Genomic DNA, 21,252 nt, shown 5'->3' on the forward strand with positions numbered 1-21,252 from the left:
GAAGGTACAAAAAGTGGGGAACTTTGATGGTTATAATTTGGGGAATTTAAAAATCATGGAGGAGAACAACTGTGATTAAGATGTAAACTTTAGTTTAAAAACGTGAACTTGTGTGTATTTTAGCAGACATATCCGACTTTGCCGGACACCTTGAATACAGGAACGTATCCAGAAGGAAATACACAAAGAAAATAAATATGAGGGTAACTAATCGAAAAAAGATTTAGATTAGAAATGAAAATATATCTTTAAAATGGGGGATTTTATGTTTTTAAGATATTTTGGGCATTTTGGTACATTTGCTTCCCTTATTGGTTTAGTGATTACTATAAAGCCAGAAGGCAAACTTACTAGTCCAGGCATGGTAGTGCTGATTTGTATATGTGTCTTATCATTAGTATTAGCTATATATGAGGAGATAAAGCTCTACAGAAGCAAAAAAGGGAAAGTATATAGTAGTAAGGAAAATGTTCGTAACTACATGTATAAGTGGATATCTCAAGAAGGGGTAACTTTCATATTTAGTAGAGATTTAAGCTGGGTTTCTGATGAGGAAATGAAAAACTTATTTAGGAATAAAGCAAGAAACCGAGAACTAAAATTATGTGTTGCCGAGTCGATTCCATTTGTTACAGAATTAGCGGATCTTGGAGCCGAGATATATACATATAAACAATTGGATTACACTTTAAAGACTAGATTTACCTTTGTGAAAGTTGGCAGAATTGATTGTAAGGTGGCAATAGGGAGAGAAGTAAAAGGAAGCCATTTTATCGAAGAATTTAAAGCAACAGATGAGCCAGTATTCTCTATTGCAAGTGATTTAATGGAAGTACTGTCAAGAGGTAATCGTTTAGTTAAAGGGGAAAGTAAGGATGAAAGCAAAACGAGTAATACAGAAAACAGAGGAACAGTTAGCTCAAGAATGGGATAATATAGCGCTCATTAGAGCAGAACAAATACAGAGCGAACAGGACTTAAGTTATAAATACATACTTTTACCAGGTATTCTTTCGTTAATTCCCAATAAGAGCTTTACAAATATTATTGATGTGGGATGTGGAAGTGGACATCTCACGCAAAAACTAACATGGAGGGGGAAAAATGTTACTGGTGTTGATCTGAGTGAAAAAAACATAAGTATTGCTCAAAATAAGTATTCTGAAAATAATATTAACTTTATTCATACCTCAATTGAAAGTTATGCAGAAACGATCCCTAACGGACTCTATGATTTAGCTGTAGCTAATATGACATTAATGGATGTACCTTCATTAGAAAATGCGTTAGGAGCAGTATCTAGAATTTTATGTAAGAATGGTGAGTTTGTCTTTTCTATTACGCATCCTTGTTTTTGGCCATTCTATTGGAATTATTGGGATGAAGAATGGTTTGATTATAATAATGAGATTTTTATTGAATCCTCTTTTAAAATATCTTTGAACTCAAATGAAGATATTGCAACAACGCATATACATAGACCGCTGGAGTACTATATTAGGACTTTAAAAAAATATAATTTTCAAATTAATAAATTTGTAGAACCGTTGCCCACTCCTGACATTGAATCCTTATATCCAGAAAAGTGGAGATTCCCTCGTTTTTTATTAGTTCATTGTACTACTTTATAATGAATTTATACGAAGTATAATTAGTTACGTTCAAAGTGATTAAAAAGTTTTTCTTAGAAATTGCTGCTATCCTATACCACTGTATCTAGGCTGCGGGCTATGCTCTTGGTTTGCAAGAAGCAGAAGACAGAGAAGTGGGCTCAGCTCACACCCTGCAAGGCTAAGTCCGTCGGATACGGCGCGATTCGCCTTAAGCCTCTCGGGCTCATAGATACAAAACGTTAGACAAAATAAACACAAAAGCAAGGTGAAGATTTATGAACCAAAGATTGAAAGATAAGATTATAGAATCTATACAACGCTTAGAAGATTTTAAACCTTGTGGGCCTAGTAGTGATCCTGATGAGATCTCAAACGTAATATATGTTTTTTCCATTTTCATTAAGGAATTTAAGTATTATGCTAGTAGAATTGATGATGAATTTTTAAGAAAAAACGTGGAGGAAATAGATACAAGAGTTTCTACTATCTATGAAGTGTATGAAACTTTTTCTGATGTAAGACCAATAATACAAGATATAAAGGATTATATTTGGGAACCATCTTATGAAATCCAAATTAGCAATGATTTGTATGTATCTAAAACAATCATTACTTCTATGTTGGAAATTCAAAATGCGAACTTTGATCTCAAAAAATTAGTACAGATATGTAACGAAATTAATTCGAATTATCAGAAAGGAAATTATATATCAGTTTCACTACTAATTAGAGCATTGATTAATTATATCCCTCCTATATTTGAAAGTAAGAATTTTCAGCAAGTAGTTGCAAATAGTTCAAGAAGTGTTAAAGAAATATTAAAACAGCTAGATGAAAATTTACGAGATATTGCTGATTTTCATACCCATCAAATTATTAGGAGAAGAGAAGAATTACCGACAAAAAATCAATTGGAGCCATATAAAGGGAATCTGGAAATATTATTACACGAAATATTGATTAAGCTTAATCAATGAGGCTATCGTCCTTGGTTATTTGATGAATAATCATGGAAGACGATCTGACAACAAGCGCTCCAACCTAAGATAAAAGCTATTTAGGTTTGAAACGTTTCGTAAATACAAGAACGTTATCAAAATGCATTATGCGAACCATTCTGTGACCCCCCTAAAAAATGCCGGAGTCCTTTGTCCCATAGGGCTTTTCACACCCCACTACTTTGCTTTTCTCGCTTCGGTTTCGCATAACTTTAATTTTCTTAGCCAAGATAGCAAATGGGTTATATGCAGAAAGAGATATACAGGCCTGATTTTTACGTGATATACGAAGCTGACAATACAAGCAAATTTTAGTCAAATTTATATTAGTAACCTCGAACCGAAAGAGATCGCATGTTCGTAGGAAGTGGTATAATACTACTATCTATTAATCTCAAATAAGTGAGGATGTAAATATGGAATCAAGCAAATATATTTTTAAAAAGCTTACTCCTATTAATGATGCCGATCTGAAAATATACGAAGATGCCCTTAATTTTGTATTCCAAGAAAATGACTTGAAAAATGTAGCAATAACTGGTCCATATAGTGCTGGGAAAAGTAGTGTTTTGGAGACTTATAAAGCCAGGCAACCTGATAAAAGATTTTTAAATATATCCCTGGCTCATTTTGATTCAGGTAGTCATGAATTGGATAGTCAAGAGGATAGAGATAATAATGGAACTGTTAAAGGGATACAAAATCATGATGCAGTATTGGAGGGGAAGATACTAAATCAATTAATTCATCAGATAAATCCTAATGATATTCCCCAGACTCATTTTAAGGTGAAAAAGAAATTATCTAAGTTCAAAATGTTCTTAACTACGGTTCTATTTGCTTTTGTTATTATACTATTACTGTACATGGTTAGATTTACTGATTGGCGTCATTTTGTATTGAACTCATCCGATACATGGTTGAAAAATTTTTTAACATTTACTACTAATGATACAACAGTGGTAATCGGGGGGATTATTTGCGTTTCTATCTTTATGTATCTCTTATTCATGACAATTCAGATGATTCGATATAACAAGTTTTTGTTTAAAAAGCTGAAGATACAGGGAAATGAGATTGAAATATTTGAGGAAGCGAATGAATCTTACTTTGATAAATATCTCAATGAGGTTTTATATCTTTTTGAAAATGCTAATGCGGAAGTTATCGTATTTGAAGACATGGATCGATTCGATAGTAATCAAATCTTTCAAAAGTTACGAGAGATTAACTGGCTTATAAATAAGAAATCGAACCAGGTAATACGTTTTTTTTACCTACTTCGTGATGATACATTTTCTTCTAAAGATCGAACCAAATTTTTCGATTTTATTATTCCCATCGTACCAATTGTCGATGGTTCAAACTCGTATGATCAATTTATCAGTCATTTCAAAGAAGGCAGGATATTGGACAAATTTGATCGGCAGTTTTTGCAAGGACTGTCGTTATATATTGACGATATGCGTATTCTAAAAAATATATACAATGAGTATCTTATTTATCATGACCGTATCCAAACTACAGAATTAAACAATGATAAGCTACTTGCCATTATTGCATATAAGAATATTTTCCCAAGGGACTTTAGTCAATTACAGCTTGGTGCAGGATTTGTTCACAATCTATTTTTCAATAAATCAACTTTCATTAGTTCTGAAGTACAAAAACATGAGTTGAAAATACAAGAAAAAAAGACAAGAATTAAAGATGCGGAAAATGAACTGTGTAATGAAATAGATGAATTAGATGCAATTTACTTTACACATTCACAAGCCCTAGAAGTAAATAACAAAAGGGAAAGTCAGTTTAACTCTAGAGCAGATTTTATACGAGAAATGAAAAATAATCCTGAAAATGTATACTACAGAAACTATCATGGGCAACAATATGATCTTGATTTTCAAAAAGAATATGAAAAGTTGTCCCAAAGTCCTGATTACGCTCGTAGAAAATCAAACATTGAAAATAAATCTTCAACCGTAATTGAAGAATTGAAAAGTGAGATTAGCCGATTAATAGAGATAAAATCTAAATTAGAAAGTAAAAAGTTGCATGAGATAATCAACAAAAGAAACATAGATGAAATTTTTAGTATAACTTTCACTAATGAAATCGGAGAAAAGTTTTTATTTAACGATGTGAAATCAAGCCCATACTTCTTTTTAATTAAGTTTTTAATTAGAAATGGGTATATCGACGAAACCTATTCGGATTACATGACATATTTCTATGAACATAGTCTAAGTAGGGTGGATAAGATATTTCTTCGTAGTGTTACTGATGAGGACGCCAAAGAATTTTCATATAAATTAAAGGATCATGCTCTAGTCGTTTCGCGATTAAGGGAAATTGACTATGATCGCGAGGAAATACTAAATTTTGGGTTATTGGGCTATTTGTTAAAAACTCAAAATCCCCACCTAACCAGAATATTAACTCAGCTTAAAAAGAAAAAACGATTAGATTTTATTTCACAGTTTTGGGCTACAAGTGAAGAAAAACGCTCATTTGTAGTTGAATTAAATAAAACTTGGCCAGGTATTTTCAAGGAAATACTAAATAGTGATTACTTTTCTGAATATCAAAAACAGCAGTACGCGCTCGACACAATACATTATTCCTCAATGGAAATTATAGACGAATTGAATAATGAGGAATGTATGACGAGGTATATATCGAATAATAAAGAGTTTCTTAACGTTCCGGAACCTGAAATAGATAAAATAATTTCAAGTCTACAACTACTAAATGTCAAATTTAACCAGATCAATTTTTCAAAAGCAAATTCATTACTATTTATGGAAGCTTATAAAGCTGATCTATATGAAATAAACATATTTATGGTCTCGCTCATTCTAAACAAAGTGTATGCGCTCCAAGAAAATGATGACTATATACATAAAAATTATACTCTATTAGTATCACGACCACAGGAGAGCATTGTGAAATATGTGAAAGCCAATATCAGTGATTATTTGGAGTTGATTCTTAAAAACTGCAATTTAAAAATAACAGATGAACTTTTTGCAGCACTTGAAATTATTAATAACCCAGAAATTAATATAGAATATCGAATCACGTACATTAAGTATCTCCAAACAGAAATTGAAAAACTTGATAGCATAAATGATGAGGAATTATGGCCTGCACTATTACAATTTGGAAATCTTAGATATTCAGAGTTTAATATTCTGCAATACTATTATAAATCAGGTAATGGATTGGATGATATTTTAATCAATTTTATCAATTCCAATCCAACTGATTTACGCATTAATTATGAGATCTTGTGTGAGGACTTTGGTCAAGAAAAGGCCGATGCTTTCATAGATGATATTATACAATGTGACAAACTAATAAACGAAAAATATGAGTCATTAGTCAAAGAATTTGGCACATATTACGAATCATTCACATTTGAAAGTATTCCAGATAACATGATCAGGCTTTTAATAATGCATGGATTAATTATGATGAATGAAACGAACTTACAATTCTTTAGAGAGAACTACATAGGTTCGCAGGTTGAGCACTTTATACTTATTAACATTGAAACGTATACTAATGAAGTAATCAATCAAGACAACTTTATAGTATCAGAAATTATTAGTTTGATAGATAAAGAAATTTCTGATACACATAAGATTAAATTAATTGAATTGATATCTGATCCGATATCAATAAGTGGAAAACGGTATTCAGAAGCAGTTAAGTCACATATTTTAAAGCACAATTTTAATATCGAAGATCTAAATGATTTGATAATGAATTATGATATAAGTAGTCCTAGCTTGAAAAGACTAATTATCTCTATATTTTCAGATCATGTTGATCAAATCACAACAAAAGGATTTGATGTTTCATTTAGTCTTTTAAAAGAGCTTCTCCAAATGGACGAAATGGTTCGAGGGGACAAGTCCAAATTATTTATTTCCCTTCTTAGCAAGCTCAATGAGAGACAAGTTTATGACTGTTTAGAAATTTTGGAAAGGGCAGACCTTTTAGGATTGTTCTCCGGTAAGAGACCTAAACTAGAACAAACAGAGGAAAATTATAAGATTCTAACAATTTTCCAAAATAAAAAGTGGATATCGGGGTTTGATGTTGAAAAGACTGATCCAAACTATTACCGAGCTATTGGTCGAAAAACCGCAATTAAGTAATAGACAGTTTTTATGATCCGATTTTATATTTTTAAGATACAAAGAAGAGGGCCACTGGCCCTTATTTCATTTGAATATGTAATTCATTAAAAAGATATAGTGCATCTTTAAAACCTTGTAGATATATTTTACTTTCCAAAACAGTTTGCAATGAAGTTAGGGTATCTTCATAAAGAAATAGGGTATGTCGAAGGTTATCGGGAAGCGATTCTCGAATTAATTCTAGATACTGTTCACAATCAGAAGAAAATTGTTTAATATCCGAATTTGAGTATAGCGTCTCTATACGGTTTCGAATTAAAGGATCAGCTAAAACTTCTAAGGATTCAATCAATGATTTACCTCCTCTCATTAACTCTATGAGGTTATTATATATCTTTATATGGTTAATTACAAGGGCGATTATTAACTCTGTAAGGTGAAAATAATGAATCTTAATTGAAAAAAATGATTGTGAAAGATAATATATTTAGTATAGGAGGGATTCCTTTTGATAAAGTGTAATATTAGAGTCCTAATGGCAGAGCACCGGATCGATGATATAACAGAGTTGATGGAAAGATCAGGACTGAGTAGAAATTCGATTAACAAACTATATAAAGAAATAAATATTGAGACGACAAAATTAGAAACATTATTCAAACTGTGCGATACATTTGGTTGCAAACTATCAGATTTAATTGAATACACACCTGATAATTAAGAACATTAAACGATGTGGGGGATACTCATAGAAGAACATCGTTGTATAACAATGCATCTACACAGTGGAGCGTTCGTCCCTTGGTTGTCAGGACAAAGTAGAATATTCAGACATCACACGACCCGGCCTAAGATAACTGTCTAAGGCCGGGTCGTGTCGTAGATGTGGGAAAGTTATGCGGAATATCGATGAGAATAAAAGAGGGATGATAATCATGGAGACTGTAACGACTTGGGAGGAAATAGTAGATAATATTTTTCGATTGGAATCATATAGACATTCGAGTGAGTATTCTGAATATTATCTCGATAGATTAAAGAGAGGTATATGCTTTGTTGTATTTGAACGTGGGGGACGACTATTTTTTGGTCCAAGTCGTTTTATTGGATATAAAAATAATAATATTGATGTTCACACAAATAATGAGGATAAGCACGGAGGAATAACTAATAAGGCCATTACAAAAATTATCGGATATAGCCCTCGTTATGATAACGATATAGAAAATGAATACTTAAAATTTTGTTTGTCCAATGGAGTAACACCAACAGGATCCTTTGGGGGTAAGCGTAAATACTGGTTCTATGGAAATAGAGAAATCAAAAACTCACTCGAATCAGATATTCAGAATATTCTAGGTTTCAATATTAAAACTGAAGAAGAGCGTCAAATACTAATCCGAATAGGCCAGGGAAATTTTCGTGCATCTTTGATTAATTTATGGAATGGTTGCTCCGTTACTTCGTGTAAGCTAATTGATATATTACGTGCTTCTCATATTAAGCCATGGAGCGTTTCAAATGATCAAGAGAGAATGGATAAATATAATGGTTTGTTATTAGTGCCGAATTTGGATATCGTATTCGATAAAGGAATAATATCTTTTGATAATAATGGTGAAATTCTTATTTCAAATAGATACAATCACTCTGAACTTAAACAATTGGGGATTCATAAAAACATGAAGATAGATATTAAAAATGAGAATAGAATATACCTGGATTATCATCGAAATAATATATTTGTAGGATAATTCGTGTGTCGGTAACTTCACTGTTAAATGGACGAAAATACGACCTAAAGACATGGAAAATTAACAACAGACTTAGTCGCAGTTTCTCCACACAAGATTCAAATTGAAAATATGAATATTTTATCCGTATGGGGAGGCTCTCAAAGAGTTCCCTAGAACTTTTGGGGACTTTAACTTATAAAACGGTTGGGTACGATGGTAACAGGCTCTACTTACTATTCCATTGCAAGGTAATGGCGCTGAGCTGGATAGTATCCAGTAAGAAGTTTTTAATGTATTAACATTAATTAGAGACTCTGTGGAGTCTCTTTTTTGTCGTTTCCTCTATTTTACAAATGGGCTATAATCTTGGGTAAAGAAAGTATATGGTAGTAGGAAAATAGTTGTGCCTGTGTCGTTTTGGAAAATGGAGGGAGAGGTTCGCGAATCCCACGCAAATATGGGAATAGGTGAAGTTCGACAAATATACATCGTGAAAAGGAGCTCATGAAGTTCGCAAAAAAGAAGTTAGGTAAAATTGTTTATAAATTTCAAGAAGGAGAATCAAGATGACAAAACAACTTGAAAGAAATTATGTATGGGAATGTGATTTTGGTGAGAGAACACATTTGAAACCTATTATTAAAAAATTGTTGGATGAGCAAGACGCTTCTTCACTTCAAATGGTCAGTTTAATGGTTAATCATAATGTTTATAATCTAGAGTTTTTTATAGTATTTAGTTATGATAATCCAATAATTGGACAAATAGACCGAATGAAAGATATGATGATCGGCTCAGGAGTTCGATATAGACCAGATATTACATATGATGAGTTATTTTCAGAATTAGAGCATAGTCGCTTTAATCTCATGACACTAATTGATTCTCAACAAGTTGATGTTATGTACGATCAAAACTTTCAATATATAGAAAGAAGAGAGGTTGCAAAGATTATTTCAATGAGACCACTTGGTAAGAAGCTGCCGGTTTTTATTAGCCACACGTCTAAGAATAAACCATTTGTTGAAGAGATTATAGCTTACTTAAATGCTGCAAACTTACCAGTTTGGTATGACGATATTAATATCGATTTTGGTGAATCTATCGTAAATAAAGTGCAAGAAGGTATTAAAGATTCTGGTGCGGTGATTTTTTGGGTTACTAACGATTTCCTTAAATCTAATTGGTGTCAGATCGAAATGGAATCATTTTTGGCAAGATTAGCAGGGAAAAACGATATATTGATCTTAACTATTGTATTTGAAGATGTAAACATAGATGAATTGCCTTTGTTTATCGTAGGGAGAAAGTTTTTGAAAGTTTCTTCTACTGATACAATTAATCAAATTGCCATGAAGTTAATTCCAACGCTACAGAAATATTTTAAAGAAAAAATGATAAATTGAAGTAAATTGAGGGTGAGGCATCTATATATAACACCGTATCTACATTGCGGGCTACGACCTTGATTCGCAAGAAGCAGTAAGCAGAAGCTCACAACCCTAAGAGGCTAGTCTGTCGGATCCGGTTGCTATCGCTCTTTAAGCATCTCGGGTTCGTGAATACAAGACATTAGATAAAATCGCCAATATTTTCAGGAATGTTCAAGGAGGTAATTAATAATAATCAGGTGAATTTTTATTTACAACAAAATAAAAGTCGATCAGGAGGACAAGTGAATTACTATGAGATTTGATTTGAGAACTATTGATGGAACAAAAAAATTCTTAATAGATTGGCTTGGCGTTGATGAAAATATATTGATGAATTATGTAATATGTAATTGTAATGAAATTGATGTGAATGATTTTTGTGAAGTGCATGGTATAAATCTAAATGAGGTAGAGACAGATCACTTAACATATGTCGCATCTCACGTTACAACTTGTACAGACGAACTGGAATCAATTAAGAAACATGGTTTGATGAACTTACAGTTAGCTTTAACATTATCAACACCTCTAAATATCTATTTAAGGAGTCATGGAATTGAATTCGACATAGGAAACCAAATTATGAGGGTAGGAAGCGAAAGCTATGATGTTAGTTATAATAGCGACTCATACAATGGTTTTCTAGATAGTGAATCTTTTAAAAGCAAGCTAAAAGATATTGGGCATAAGCTATTCTATGATAATCAAATATCGGCTTTCCTAGCAATGGAAGGTGATAAAGAATATGGTGGGTACGTTCATCAACGACCAGAGTTCCTATTTAATGTTTCTAAAGTAAGTAAAAGAAATTTGGAATATGATTGGACGAAAAAATCTAAAGCTTTTGTTTTAGAGTATGAAGAGAAGTTTGAGAATTTTGAATGGTTTACATTCTATGAAAATGAGGATGAATATCACGATGACTATTTTAGAAATGAACATAAAAAGTGGCTTATTTCAAAATCATTATACAGATTATGGAATGACTTTTTCTATAATGATGTGAAAGAAGAGTATGCATATATGAAATCTTCATATGTAATACCTTGGAAGAACATAATTAATATAAGAGAGATTGTTTAAAATATCCGTAATACATACTTTAAGCATGATCAATGAACTGAAAAGATATTTTGGGCTAAATCGAGAGAAGCAGTAACATCATCTAGCACCGTATTCTGGCATCAAATCTACCACTCCTTGGTTGTCAAATGTATAATCATGGAAGAAGCTGAGAGAACAAATGACCTTGCCTAAGATAAGATCTATCTAAGGCCGGGTTGCGTCGTAAATATGGGAGAGTGTTTCAGAATTTATGGACTTGGTATATAACTGAAAGAGCTTCGATGGCAGATACATTCCCTAAGATAAAGCTATCCAAAGGAAATGGACATCTCTGAGTACATTGAGGTTAGGCGAAAGTCCTTAATAAGGAGTTATTCAATGAAGATAGAACCTAACAAAGAATTTGCTTGTAAATTAAGTATCATGCTTGATAGTAAATTAATCTGGTATAAGCACTTCCAGTTGTTTTGTGATGATATAATTCTTGAATATACAAAACCACCGTATTGGATAATTGAATTAGCAACAGTGCGCTTTCAAGGAAGTGCTATCGAAATAGTCAACAAATATATCAATTCAGAACCATTTATTGATTTTTATAATAGTAATTTGTTTGATCAATACATTGCTTGTTTGTACATAAAGTACGATCGAAGAGAAATATCTTGGGCTAGTTTTCTACTTACGTCTGGACAATATGCTGACAATTGCCAAAGTGTGAAAGAACCATGTGAATACTTTTTTGATTTATTAACTGAGTATGAGGACTCTGACTTCAATATTGACCTCGAATATAAACAAAAAGCAGAGATACAAAATAAATTCTCTCAGGAAATCAAAGAAATACAAGCTGTTTATGATGTATTTAGGGGTTATTACAAACAGTTCATTAATAAGGAAAGAAATACACCTTAGTAGGGATTACGAAGAAGAAGGGCCTGCGCCTAACCGAATCTTATTTGGGATGCTACTAAGATAAACAGAGAAGTTGTTTCAGCTATTCTTTTAAAAGCTTCTAATAAATAACTTAAATCCGAGACTCCACTTTCGTGGAGTCTCCTTTTTTGGTTTCCGCTATTTTACAAATAGGCTATAATCTTGGGGAAAGGTGTAGAAAGTTGTAGAAAATAGTAGGAATATAGCTGCGCCTGAGTCTCAGCCATTTGTTTATGAATTGTTTCTAATTAAAGAAGGTCTAGTTTGAATTACATAACTTACAAGTTCTAGCAACAGGAGGTTGATGTGATGCAGGTTCGGAAGATTAAGATAGTAGGAACGGGTAAATGTTTGCCGGAGCAAGTGATCACAGCAGAAGACTTAGATAAGAAACTAGGGGTACCCAGTGGATGGGTGCTGAAGAAAACAGACGTTAGAGTTAGACTTGTTGTAAAAGACGAAACCGCTTCCTTCATGGGGGCAAGGGCAGCGGAAGCTGCGTTAGAGGATGCGGGGCTTACTTTTTCGGATATCGACTGTATTGTATCTACGAGCGGCACGGTGGAGCAGTCCATTCCATGTACGGCTTCTTTAATCCAAAAGGCATTGGGGCAAGAGTATTCTGGGGTTCCTGCGTTTGATATCAATTCGACTTGTTTAAGTTTTTTAACTGGATTGGATGTTATGTCTTATATGGTAGCGGCAGGGCGTTATCGTCGTGTTTTGCTCGTAGCGACGGAAGTGGCTTCGGTTGGGTTGGATTGGTCTCATAAAGAAAGTGGCAAATTCCTGCTCTGTTTGCCTGCATGGAGCATCCGAGGTTAGGCCCGATCTTATTTGATACGGGGTATTCGGAACGATTCTTCCAAGCAGCAAGTCGTTTTCCTTATTCGCTCTATCGAAAGGCGACCCCTGTTTCTATCCCAGAAAGGGAGACGGCGGTCTATCAATTAAAAGAGGCAGGGATTAAATTAAGCGACATTAAATATGTCGTTCTATCCCACCTTCATGCAGATCATATTGCCGGGGTTTGTGATTTTCCTGAAGCTTCGTTTATTTATTTAAAAGCAGCTTACGATAAAATGAAGCACCGCAGAGGGCTAGCGGCGGTTCGAGCAGGCTTCCTGCCGGACTTATTACCGAGTGATTTTGAGGAGCGTTCTCTACCAATAGATGAACAACAAGGGATCTCGCTGCCCTCTAGTTATCCATTTGAGCGGGGCTTGGATCTTTTTGGCGATGGAAGTGTGATTGCCGTGGACTTGCCAGGACACGCTGTCGGTCAAATTGGCGTTCTACTTCATACTGAGGATCAGCCGTATTTTTTATGTGCGGATGCTGTATGGTCCAGTCGAGCGTATCGGGAATCCCGGCCTCCCCATTGGCTTGCTGGCCTGATTATGGATGATCGTCGGCAGTATCAAGAAAGCTTCCAGCGCATATGCGAATTTCACAAGCAGCATCCGGAATATCGAATTATTCCATCCCATTGCAGCGAAGTTGGGGAGTCTCTTAAATAGGGGAGGAAGTCATGTTGATTGACAAAGGAGCTATTGTATACCACTATTTGCGGACAAAGCTTCATCAAAGGCTAGCCAATCGTCAAGAGGTTGAACAGTGGCAGGAGGAGAGAGTACGAAGCCATGTTCGTTTTGTCCGCAAGCATTCTGCTTTTTATCGCGAGCTTTGGAAGGATTATACGGATGCCCAGTGGCGGCAATTTCCGATCATGGATAAAGAGCTGATGATGGAGCATTTCGACCAATTAAATACGGTTGGAATCACGAAAGAAGAAGCTTTTGCCGTGGCGTATCAAGCGGAGAACAGCCGGGATTTTGCCCCTACCATCGGTCCGATTACGTTCGGACTCTCATCGGGGACATCTGGAAATCGCGGTATTTTCCTCGTCAGTCCTCAAGAAAGAAGGGCATGGTCGGGAACAGTCATCGCTAAAATGCTGCCTCATTCATTGCTGCAAAAGGAGAGTATTGCTTTTTTCCTTCGGGCGAATAGCAATTTATATGGCAGTGTCGGCAGCCATCGGCTTCAATTTCATTATTATGATTTGCTGAATCCGGTTAAGGAGCATATTGAACGATTGAACGAGCAGCGTCCTGGATTATTAGTCGCTCCGCCATCGATGCTCCGGATTTTGGCTCAAGCTAAACAACAGGGGCATTTGCAAATCCATCCCCATAAAATCATTTCTGTTGCTGAAGTGCTGGATCCGTTGGTTCGGAAGGCCATAGAGACACAGTTCGAACAAAGGGTTCATCAAGTCTATCAATGCACGGAAGGCTTTCTGGCTTGTACTTGCTCCCATGGCACCCTTCACCTGAACGAAGATATTGTTATCATTGAAAAAGAATATTTAGATCAGAAGCTTGGCCGATTTGTTCCGATTATTACGGACTTTTCGAGAAGGACTCAACCGATTGTGCGATACCGTCTGAATGATATCCTAACCGAACGTGCTGAGCCATGTCCGTGCGGTTCTCCTTATCTAGCAATAGAATCCATAGAAGGGCGCTGTGATGATATATTTTATGGCTACAGCTTGCATGACGACAGGCTAAGGCCGATATTTCCTGACTTTATTAGCCGGGCAATTATTCAAGCCTCCGAGAAAGTGGTTGAGTATTTAGCGATTCAACATACGCCTGATCGAATTGAAATTTGCCTGAGGGTAGATGAGGCTGATGAGGCTGGCTCCAGGTCTGCACAAATTGAAGAGCACATCACTCATGCCATGAATGATTTATTTCTTAAAATAAATTGCAAGCCGCCAGCCATTGAATTTAATGTATACGAACAGGATATTTACGCTAGATACGATAAGCAGGGAGAGCTAACCGAACTGAAAAAACTGCGCCGAGTGGAAAGGAGATTTCAGCTTGGAGAGGATACAGATCCGTTTATATGATGCAGATACCATAGACGATCTGCCATGGCCGGACACCCAAGATGGGCAGTACGCTAAACAGTTTCTTTTGCCGTTCGTGAAGCGCCAGCCATCGCATTATATCAACAATGTTCAAGCTAGATATTTGGCGGTATCAGTTGATGGTATCGTGCTTCCTATTTCAATCACTGAAACACAATATGACAATTCCTATGTATGCTCTCCTTATACGCATTATGTAAGCTATGCCAAGCAAGAGCTCGTATTGCTCCAAAATGCACTGCTGCGTAAAGGCTTGTCAGCCCTGCTCGGCGGATTAGGGCAATTTTTTAAAGCGAGCCAGATCAATAAGGCGGTTCATGTAAACAACTGGTTCGTCTCAACGAATTTATATCCCGAATTAACACCTGATCAACTAAGGGCGCTGCACTCTTTTTTAACCAAGCAGTTTCCTGACTATGCGATCATCTATCGATCCCTTAATGAAGCGAACCATGAGAAGCTTATTCAGGAGTTACGCCGATTAAATTATAAAATGGTAGCCTCCCGCCAAATCTATCTCGTGCATTCCAGCCAGTCTGCCTCGTTAAGTTCCAAATCACGCAAGCTGTTAAAGAAGGACTATGCATTAATCGCTCGCCATGGCTATGAGATGTTAGATAATGATCAATTGTCAGATCAAGATATTTCGCGAATATTGGAGCTGTACAGTGCTTTGTATTTGCAAAAATATTCGATGTACAATCCGCAATTTAACGAAGATTTTATCGCTCTCGCGATTAAGAATAAGATTCTTCACCTTAAAGCGCTTCGGAAAAATGGGCGTATTGATGCCGTGATAGGTTATTTTTGCCGCAACGGAGTCATGACGACCCCATTGCTCGGTTACGATCTTTCTTTGCCGAGAGAAGTGGGTTTGTACCGGATGTTGTCTGCGCTTTTATTCTATATAGCGCTGGACAACGGTCATTTATTAAACAGAAGCTCTGGTGCTGCTCATTTCAAAAGGAAGCGGGGTGCTGCGGCTGAGATGGAGTACTCGGCTGTTTACGATAGACACTTACCGTTTCGAAGGCGGCTTTGCTGGTCATTTTTGCAAACCGTCCTTAACAAAATTGGAATTCCTATCATCCGAAAGTATAAGCTCTAACTATAAAGGAGGCTGCAGGGCATGATGCAAAACAGACCGATTGCTTTGGTCACGGGAACATCCAGCGGCTTTGGGTTACTGATCACGCTGGCATTAGCCGGAAGCGGCTATCATGTCATTGCCACGATGCGCAATATCACGAAGCAGGATGCGTTGATGCAAGCTGCGGAGCAAAAGGGTCTAAGCCAGCATATCGAGTGCTGTTCCCTTGATGTGAGCGATCAGCAAGCAATTGGCAAGACCGTGGATGAACTTATGAAGCGTTATGGGCGCATTGATGTGCTTGTGAATAATGCCGGCATCTCACTTGGCGGCTTTGTGGAGGAGATTCCACTAGAGGACTGGATCCACGCCATGGACACGAATTTTTTCGGTCTTGTTGCTCTAACCCAAGAAGTATTGCCACATATGCGATCGAGAAAATACGGGAAAATTATTAACATCAGCAGCATCAGCGGCAGACTTGGCTTTCCCGGGTACGGGCCTTATGCGGCTTCAAAGTTTGCGGTGGAAGGATTCAGTGAATCGCTTCGTTTGGAAATGCTGCCATACGGCGTTTACGTTTCTTTAGTTGAACCAGGCGCATACAAAACCGCGATTTGGTCCAAAGGCTTCGATTATATTTCGATGAGAGCAAGGAAAGAATCACCCTATCAGGAGCCTCTTGCAGCTATTCTGGCCTACAGCAACAACGTAGCTAACAACGCCAGCGATCCGCAGGATGTGGCCAGGACGGTGGTGCGAATCGCTCAAGCTCGCTATCCCAAATTGCGTTACGTGTTAGGAAAGGGAGCATGGACTGCGATATGGGGGAAGGCGCTTCTCCCTTGGAAGTGGTTCGAACAAATTGTATTGCGCCAGCTCCGCAAATAAGAAATTAAGAATATCGGCAGAATAGTTAATATAAATAAAGTATACTGAGAACGTTCGGCTATAAGTATGGTAAAATCAAAATAGAATGAAGAATTAGAGCGAATTTGTAGGAGGTAGAACGAATGAAATGGCAAGAGGTAAGAGAACTGTTTCCTGATCAATTTGTTCTGGTTTCCATACTTAATTATCACGAGGAAGGCAACAAAAAAGTAGTAGATGAAGTTGCACCAATTCGCACGGTACCTGATGAAGATGCTAATAAAGAGTTTTTTCAAGTAAAGCCAGGGAATGTAGTGTACCATACTTCAAATCAAGACTTTGTAATTCATCTCCGACGTGATCCACTAATAAGAGTGAGACGTAATAGCAATGAAAATTAACTATGACGGACAGTTAATTACAACGTCACTTTCCGTGACGTTTAGAGGACGGACATTGAGAATAGAAGATGTAGTTATAGATACCGGATCTTCACATACTATAATCAGTCCCGATATTTTAGAGGAAATTGGTGTGACCTACGAAACAGGGGATTCTATTTATGAAGCATACGGGATTGGCGGAAGCACTCCTTTCTATACAAAAATTATGGACAAGATCGAAATAGGTACACGAAGCATTGAAAATATAGAGATAGATGTAGGCATTCTGCCTAGAGATCATAGAGGGCTGCTTGGGTTGGATATTCTGAAGCAACAAAATTTTATTATTGACTTGAAAACACTAGAATTGCGTATTTGATATTTAAAAGTTGGTTGAATAGGGAGTAAGTAGGCAGGGTCCATTTGGACCCTGCCTATTTTAAATCAATCATGTTATTGGTGGTCGGGAAGCTTCTGTATGATATCAGAATAGATATTCAGTTTTGTATCAATATCCACTCGTTTTTTATTATCATCGGTGTAGCCTGCTCTACCCGGTCTCCGATTTTGAATTCGGTAACGTAAGGGCGAATATCCCCTTTAGTTATTCTCTCCGCAGCTGGGAACAAGCAGTCCTAATAGCGATAGTCCTTTTCCCCTAATTTGTAACTGTAAAATTTATGCAATTGGTTGGATATCTTATCCTTTCAACTTAATAAATAATCAGGGTAGAGCTTACTATCACGACATCCTCATCACCTAAACATTGGAGGGAGTGTCCAAGCTTGTTAAGTTCCATTATTCGTAAAACCAGTTTTGCTCTTCTCAGCCTGACCCTAGTATCGGGAATCGCGTCTAGTCACGGGTATGCATCATCTGAAGCCGGGAAGCCTGTGATTGAATGGTCCCGCCAGTACGGCGTGGATGAAAAGGTAACCGGGCAAAATATTACCTCTACCTCGGATGGAGGCTATGTTGTTACAGGCACTGTCATTGAAAAGGAGTCAGGAATTAGAAAGGCGAACATTTTGAAGCTCAATTCATCCGGGACACTACAATGGGAACAAAAAATTCAGCATAATAACACTAGCAGAACTGAAGTTGATGTGACAATTGAAACGAAAGACGGCGGATATCTTTCCTGTGGAAGCATTCTAAAAGAAAACGGAAAATATGACATCTTACTCATCAAATTAAATGCTCAGGGCGCTGTGGAATGGATGAAGGAATACGACTATGACTTTACTATGTATTCGTTGTCCGTGGCAGAAACCAAGGATAATGGCTTTGTGATTACGGGTAGAAGCTTTGGGGGGTCAGATATTTACTACGCTTATGTATTAAAAATAAATGCTCAGGGACAGGAACTTTGGCTGAAAAAGCTAAAATTTAGTTATGATCAGGACTTTGAGGATATCATTGCAACTCCGGATGGCGGCTCGATCGCGGTAGGCAGCCAGGTTGACCGATTTTTCAACGATCCGAATAGAGGAGCTGTAATCAGTAAATTAAATGCGGACGGGGAGGAAGTTTGGACCCGAAAACTGTCCGCAGCCCCCAAATTAAGGACAGCATATTCAATCGCTCCCTCCGATGATGGGTACGTGATCTTCGGTGTAGATTCGGATTGGGAAGATGCCTATTTTTTAACCAAAATAGATACGAATGGCAAAGTACTATGGGAAAAGAAGTTCAAACTACCAATCGACCGGAGATATTTCAAGAAAGTCGTACGTACTAACGAAGGATATACCCTCTTAGCGGAAATTGATAAAAATTCCCATAATGATAAGGAAAGAAGATATGAATTATCGAAATTTGATAACCATGGAGAGCTCTTGAACCAGAACGAATTTACAGTCAAAGATTTCGATTCTATGACGGGATTAACCGCATCGTCGGATGGTGGTTACGCGTTGCTCGGTCAAGTATCAGACATAAAAAGTTACTGCATGCAGGTGACTAAGCTGGCAGGACCTAACAGCCAGCCTGGAGAACGTACGTTGGAGAGAATCAGCTTTACGGATAACGGGAAAAAGATGGCTGTCGGGGAACATACACCTACTGCAGTAACTGCGTATTATTCGGATGGCTCCAAAGAAACACTCAAGGACTCCTTATCCTTTTCCTCTGATGATGCGGAGATCGCCAACGTTGATTTCAAAGGAATTATTAAAGGAATCAAGGCCGGCAGAACCACCATTCATGCGTTCTACCAAAATCATCAGGCACAGTTAGAAGTCGAGGTATTTGAAGTTCCGAATCTTGGAGATGCTGACCATTGGTCCTACCAATATGGAATAGATCATTCCTACATTTATGTACGAAGCATAGTCCCTGCGTCTGACGGAGGATATATTATAACTGGTGACATGCGGTATGAAATGTACGGGATTAGAGACGCGTATGTTCTAAAGCTGAATGCTTCAGGCATAATCGAATGGCAGCAAGTGATTAGACATGGCTTGTCTGGTCATGCTGAGGCTCATAAGGCTATCGAGACGAAGGATGGCGGAATTCTCATCAGCGGAACCACTAGTAACCATGACTACAGTCGTAATACACGTGATGTCGTCTTCATGGCCAAGCTCAATGCTCAAGGTATTCTAGAATGGGAGAAGGAGTTTCCCGGGGTCGATCGTGCGGGGAACGCTGTTGACGAAACGGATGATGGTGGATTCGTTGTGACAGGTGCTAACCCTGAAGCTGGCCCGGCTTATGTACTGAAGACAGATTCCCAGGGACAAGTCATGTGGAATAGAACGTACAGCTTTGGCTACTATCAGAACTATAATGATATTTTAGCTACACCGGATGGCGGCTCCATTGCTGTCGGTGTCGTCGATACCTACGAAGGCAATAATGACGAGGCTATAGTGACAAAATTGGGTCCTAACGGAGATGTAGTGTGGAACAAGAAATTACTCCCGATTGGACGCATCGCATACTCGATCATTTCAACGGATGAAGGCGATTATTTGATTGCCAGCAATACGAAAGATGGTGTTAACTACCTGACCAGAATTAATGATCGTGGTGAAGTGATTTGGGAAAGAACTTACGAGGCTCAAAAGGATCAAGAATTTTATAAAATCGTTCGGGATAGCCAAGGATACGTATTGTTAGGAAGAAATGCAGCAGGCGGATACGCTAATAGTGAATCCCAGTTCGTAGCGCTACAGCTTGGCAGAGACGGTCAGATTATAGGCAAACACCATTTCAATGAACCGAATTTGACAGGACTATATCATGGAACCGTAACATCGGATGGCAAATTTGTACTTACTGGAACCGTTAAAGTAAACGGGAAGTCCTTCCTGCAAGTCACCAAAACCGCAGGAGCAGAAAACCCTTCGGTAGATCCGGTCTTAGACGGAATCTCGTTCAAGGATTCGAGCGTTAAGATTGCTGCCGGTGAGAAAAAAACAGTTCTTGTTCAGGCACATTACCTCGATGGGACGGAACAAGTACTCACGGACACGGATTCCATATCCTTTACCTCGGAAGATGAGAATACGGCTACTGTGGACTCCAAGGGTTTGATAACCGGTGTTAATCCGGGCATCACCGTCATCCAGGCCGTTTATCAAAATCAATCGGCACAGCTTCAAGTTGAAGTCACGATGCCTGGCAGCGAGAATCCTGATCCAGTTGAAGGCATTTTCTATCTGGATTCCGAGGAATACTCCTTAACAGAGGGAACTTCGATTGACACCGTTGCTTTCTTCAAGGATAAAGACGGGAACATTCATAATGTCACCAAGACGTCCACCTTCAAAAGCGACAACCCGGCGATCGTCGATTATGATCAAGATGGGAACATTAACGGCGTTCGTGCAGGTATAACCTATATCACCGCCGAGTATCAGGGCAAGACCTATAGAGCGTTCGTGCAGGTTGTTCGCGCATCTGTTCCCAAATAACACCCTAGAGGCTCATTCACCACGCGGTAAAAATATGAAAGAACAAATTTGAGTACGGAATTTAGATTGGAGACGACACTACGGTGGAGTCTCCTTTTGTTATTTCCTCTATT

Annotated in this window: 17 protein-coding genes and 1 pseudogene; 17 read left to right on the plus strand and 1 reads right to left on the minus strand. The window is 37.5% G+C overall.

Going from position 1 to position 21,252, the window contains the following annotated elements; genetic code table 11:
- Positions 1-253 precede the first annotated feature (253 nt).
- The 4 genes from GNP95_RS15095 to GNP95_RS15110 all read left to right on the plus strand — a co-directional run bounded on the left by GNP95_RS15095 (position 254) and on the right by GNP95_RS15110 (position 6,777).
- Positions 254-934 (plus strand): hypothetical protein, encoded by a 681-nt coding sequence (locus GNP95_RS15095; protein WP_155611695.1) that lies wholly within the window; start codon positions 254-256, stop codon positions 932-934.
- Positions 876-1,631, plus strand: a complete 756-nt coding sequence (locus GNP95_RS15100) for a class I SAM-dependent methyltransferase (RefSeq protein ID WP_155611696.1) — start codon at positions 876-878, stop codon at positions 1,629-1,631. Before GNP95_RS15095 ends, GNP95_RS15100 begins: the two co-directional genes overlap by 59 nt.
- Before the next feature lie 257 nt (positions 1,632-1,888).
- On the plus strand, positions 1,889-2,590 hold the full coding sequence (locus GNP95_RS15105) for a hypothetical protein (RefSeq protein ID WP_155611697.1): 702 nt from the start codon (positions 1,889-1,891) through the stop codon (positions 2,588-2,590).
- 437 nt (positions 2,591-3,027) lie between these two features.
- Complete coding sequence (locus tag GNP95_RS15110; RefSeq protein WP_155611698.1) at positions 3,028-6,777, plus strand: YobI family P-loop NTPase; 3,750 nt, start codon at positions 3,028-3,030, stop codon at positions 6,775-6,777.
- Positions 6,778-6,838: 61 nt separating this feature from the next.
- Here the strand turns inward: GNP95_RS15110 and GNP95_RS15115 are convergent, their stop codons facing one another.
- Entirely contained in the window at positions 6,839-7,111 is a 273-nt protein-coding gene (locus GNP95_RS15115; protein ID WP_155611699.1) for a hypothetical protein, read from the minus strand.
- A gap of 156 nt (positions 7,112-7,267) precedes the next feature.
- Between GNP95_RS15115 and GNP95_RS15120 the strand changes: the two genes are divergently transcribed.
- From GNP95_RS15120 to GNP95_RS15180, 13 genes and pseudogenes are all read left to right on the plus strand, one after another.
- The gene (locus tag GNP95_RS15120) at positions 7,268-7,480 is read left to right on the plus strand and encodes a helix-turn-helix domain-containing protein (protein ID WP_155611700.1); all 213 of its coding nucleotides are present in this window, start codon (positions 7,268-7,270) and stop codon (positions 7,478-7,480) included.
- Between the two features lie 214 nt (positions 7,481-7,694).
- Entirely contained in the window at positions 7,695-8,513 is an 819-nt protein-coding gene (locus tag GNP95_RS15125) for an HNH endonuclease (protein WP_155611701.1), read from the plus strand.
- A gap of 548 nt (positions 8,514-9,061) precedes the next feature.
- Complete coding sequence (locus tag GNP95_RS15130; RefSeq protein WP_155611702.1) at positions 9,062-9,901, plus strand: toll/interleukin-1 receptor domain-containing protein; 840 nt, start codon at positions 9,062-9,064, stop codon at positions 9,899-9,901.
- A 279-nt stretch (positions 9,902-10,180) separates the two neighbouring features.
- Entirely contained in the window at positions 10,181-11,011 is an 831-nt protein-coding gene (locus GNP95_RS15135) for a hypothetical protein (protein ID WP_155611703.1), read from the plus strand.
- Positions 11,012-11,371: 360 nt separating this feature from the next.
- Positions 11,372-11,908, plus strand: a complete 537-nt coding sequence (locus GNP95_RS15140) for a hypothetical protein (protein ID WP_155611704.1) — start codon at positions 11,372-11,374, stop codon at positions 11,906-11,908.
- A 330-nt stretch (positions 11,909-12,238) separates the two neighbouring features.
- Positions 12,239-12,709 (plus strand): annotated as a pseudogene (locus GNP95_RS15145) (beta-ketoacyl-ACP synthase III); the annotation flags it as partial.
- Positions 12,710-12,735: 26 nt separating this feature from the next.
- Complete coding sequence (locus GNP95_RS15150; RefSeq protein WP_230873832.1) at positions 12,736-13,449, plus strand: MBL fold metallo-hydrolase; 714 nt, start codon at positions 12,736-12,738, stop codon at positions 13,447-13,449.
- Between the two features lie 11 nt (positions 13,450-13,460).
- A complete protein-coding gene (locus GNP95_RS15155; RefSeq protein WP_155611705.1) occupies positions 13,461-14,852 on the plus strand; it encodes a F390 synthetase-related protein in 1,392 nt (463 codons plus the stop codon).
- Positions 14,824-15,981, plus strand: coding sequence for a GNAT family N-acetyltransferase (locus GNP95_RS15160; RefSeq protein ID WP_155611706.1), 1,158 nt, complete (start codon positions 14,824-14,826; stop codon positions 15,979-15,981). The genes GNP95_RS15155 and GNP95_RS15160 overlap by 29 nt, the downstream gene beginning before the upstream one ends.
- 21 nt (positions 15,982-16,002) lie before the next feature.
- Positions 16,003-16,854, plus strand: a complete 852-nt coding sequence (locus GNP95_RS15165) for an SDR family oxidoreductase (RefSeq protein WP_155611707.1) — start codon at positions 16,003-16,005, stop codon at positions 16,852-16,854.
- 122 nt (positions 16,855-16,976) lie between these two features.
- Positions 16,977-17,234, plus strand: coding sequence for a hypothetical protein (locus tag GNP95_RS15170; protein WP_155611708.1), 258 nt, complete (start codon positions 16,977-16,979; stop codon positions 17,232-17,234).
- Entirely contained in the window at positions 17,224-17,595 is a 372-nt protein-coding gene (locus tag GNP95_RS15175; RefSeq protein WP_155611709.1) for a retropepsin-like aspartic protease, read from the plus strand. The genes GNP95_RS15170 and GNP95_RS15175 overlap by 11 nt, the downstream gene beginning before the upstream one ends.
- A 406-nt stretch (positions 17,596-18,001) precedes the next feature.
- Positions 18,002-21,139: an Ig-like domain-containing protein gene (locus GNP95_RS15180; protein ID WP_155611710.1), complete on the plus strand. Its 3,138-nt coding sequence runs from the start codon at positions 18,002-18,004 to the stop codon at positions 21,137-21,139.
- Positions 21,140-21,252 lie beyond the last annotated feature (113 nt).

Source organism: Paenibacillus woosongensis (assembly GCF_009725165.1).
GTDB lineage: Bacteria > Bacillota > Bacilli > Paenibacillales > Paenibacillaceae > Fontibacillus > Fontibacillus woosongensis.

Bases quoted from the DNA above. Each gene is read 5' to 3' on its own strand.
- GNP95_RS15095 (WP_155611695.1), top strand. From the start codon at position 254: ATGGGGGATTTTATGTTTTTAAGATATTTTGGGCATTTTGGTACATTT.
- GNP95_RS15100 (WP_155611696.1), top strand. From the start codon at position 876: ATGAAAGCAAAACGAGTAATACAGAAAACAGAGGAACAGTTAGCTCAA.
- GNP95_RS15105 (WP_155611697.1), top strand. From the start codon at position 1,889: ATGAACCAAAGATTGAAAGATAAGATTATAGAATCTATACAACGCTTA.
- GNP95_RS15110 (WP_155611698.1), top strand. From the start codon at position 3,028: ATGGAATCAAGCAAATATATTTTTAAAAAGCTTACTCCTATTAATGAT.
- GNP95_RS15125 (WP_155611701.1), top strand. From the start codon at position 7,695: ATGGAGACTGTAACGACTTGGGAGGAAATAGTAGATAATATTTTTCGA.
- GNP95_RS15130 (WP_155611702.1), top strand. From the start codon at position 9,062: ATGACAAAACAACTTGAAAGAAATTATGTATGGGAATGTGATTTTGGT.
- GNP95_RS15135 (WP_155611703.1), top strand. From the start codon at position 10,181: ATGAGATTTGATTTGAGAACTATTGATGGAACAAAAAAATTCTTAATA.
- GNP95_RS15140 (WP_155611704.1), top strand. From the start codon at position 11,372: ATGAAGATAGAACCTAACAAAGAATTTGCTTGTAAATTAAGTATCATG.
- GNP95_RS15150 (WP_230873832.1), top strand. From the start codon at position 12,736: ATGGAGCATCCGAGGTTAGGCCCGATCTTATTTGATACGGGGTATTCG.
- GNP95_RS15155 (WP_155611705.1), top strand. From the start codon at position 13,461: ATGTTGATTGACAAAGGAGCTATTGTATACCACTATTTGCGGACAAAG.
- GNP95_RS15165 (WP_155611707.1), top strand. From the start codon at position 16,003: ATGATGCAAAACAGACCGATTGCTTTGGTCACGGGAACATCCAGCGGC.
- GNP95_RS15170 (WP_155611708.1), top strand. From the start codon at position 16,977: ATGAAATGGCAAGAGGTAAGAGAACTGTTTCCTGATCAATTTGTTCTG.
- GNP95_RS15175 (WP_155611709.1), top strand. From the start codon at position 17,224: ATGAAAATTAACTATGACGGACAGTTAATTACAACGTCACTTTCCGTG.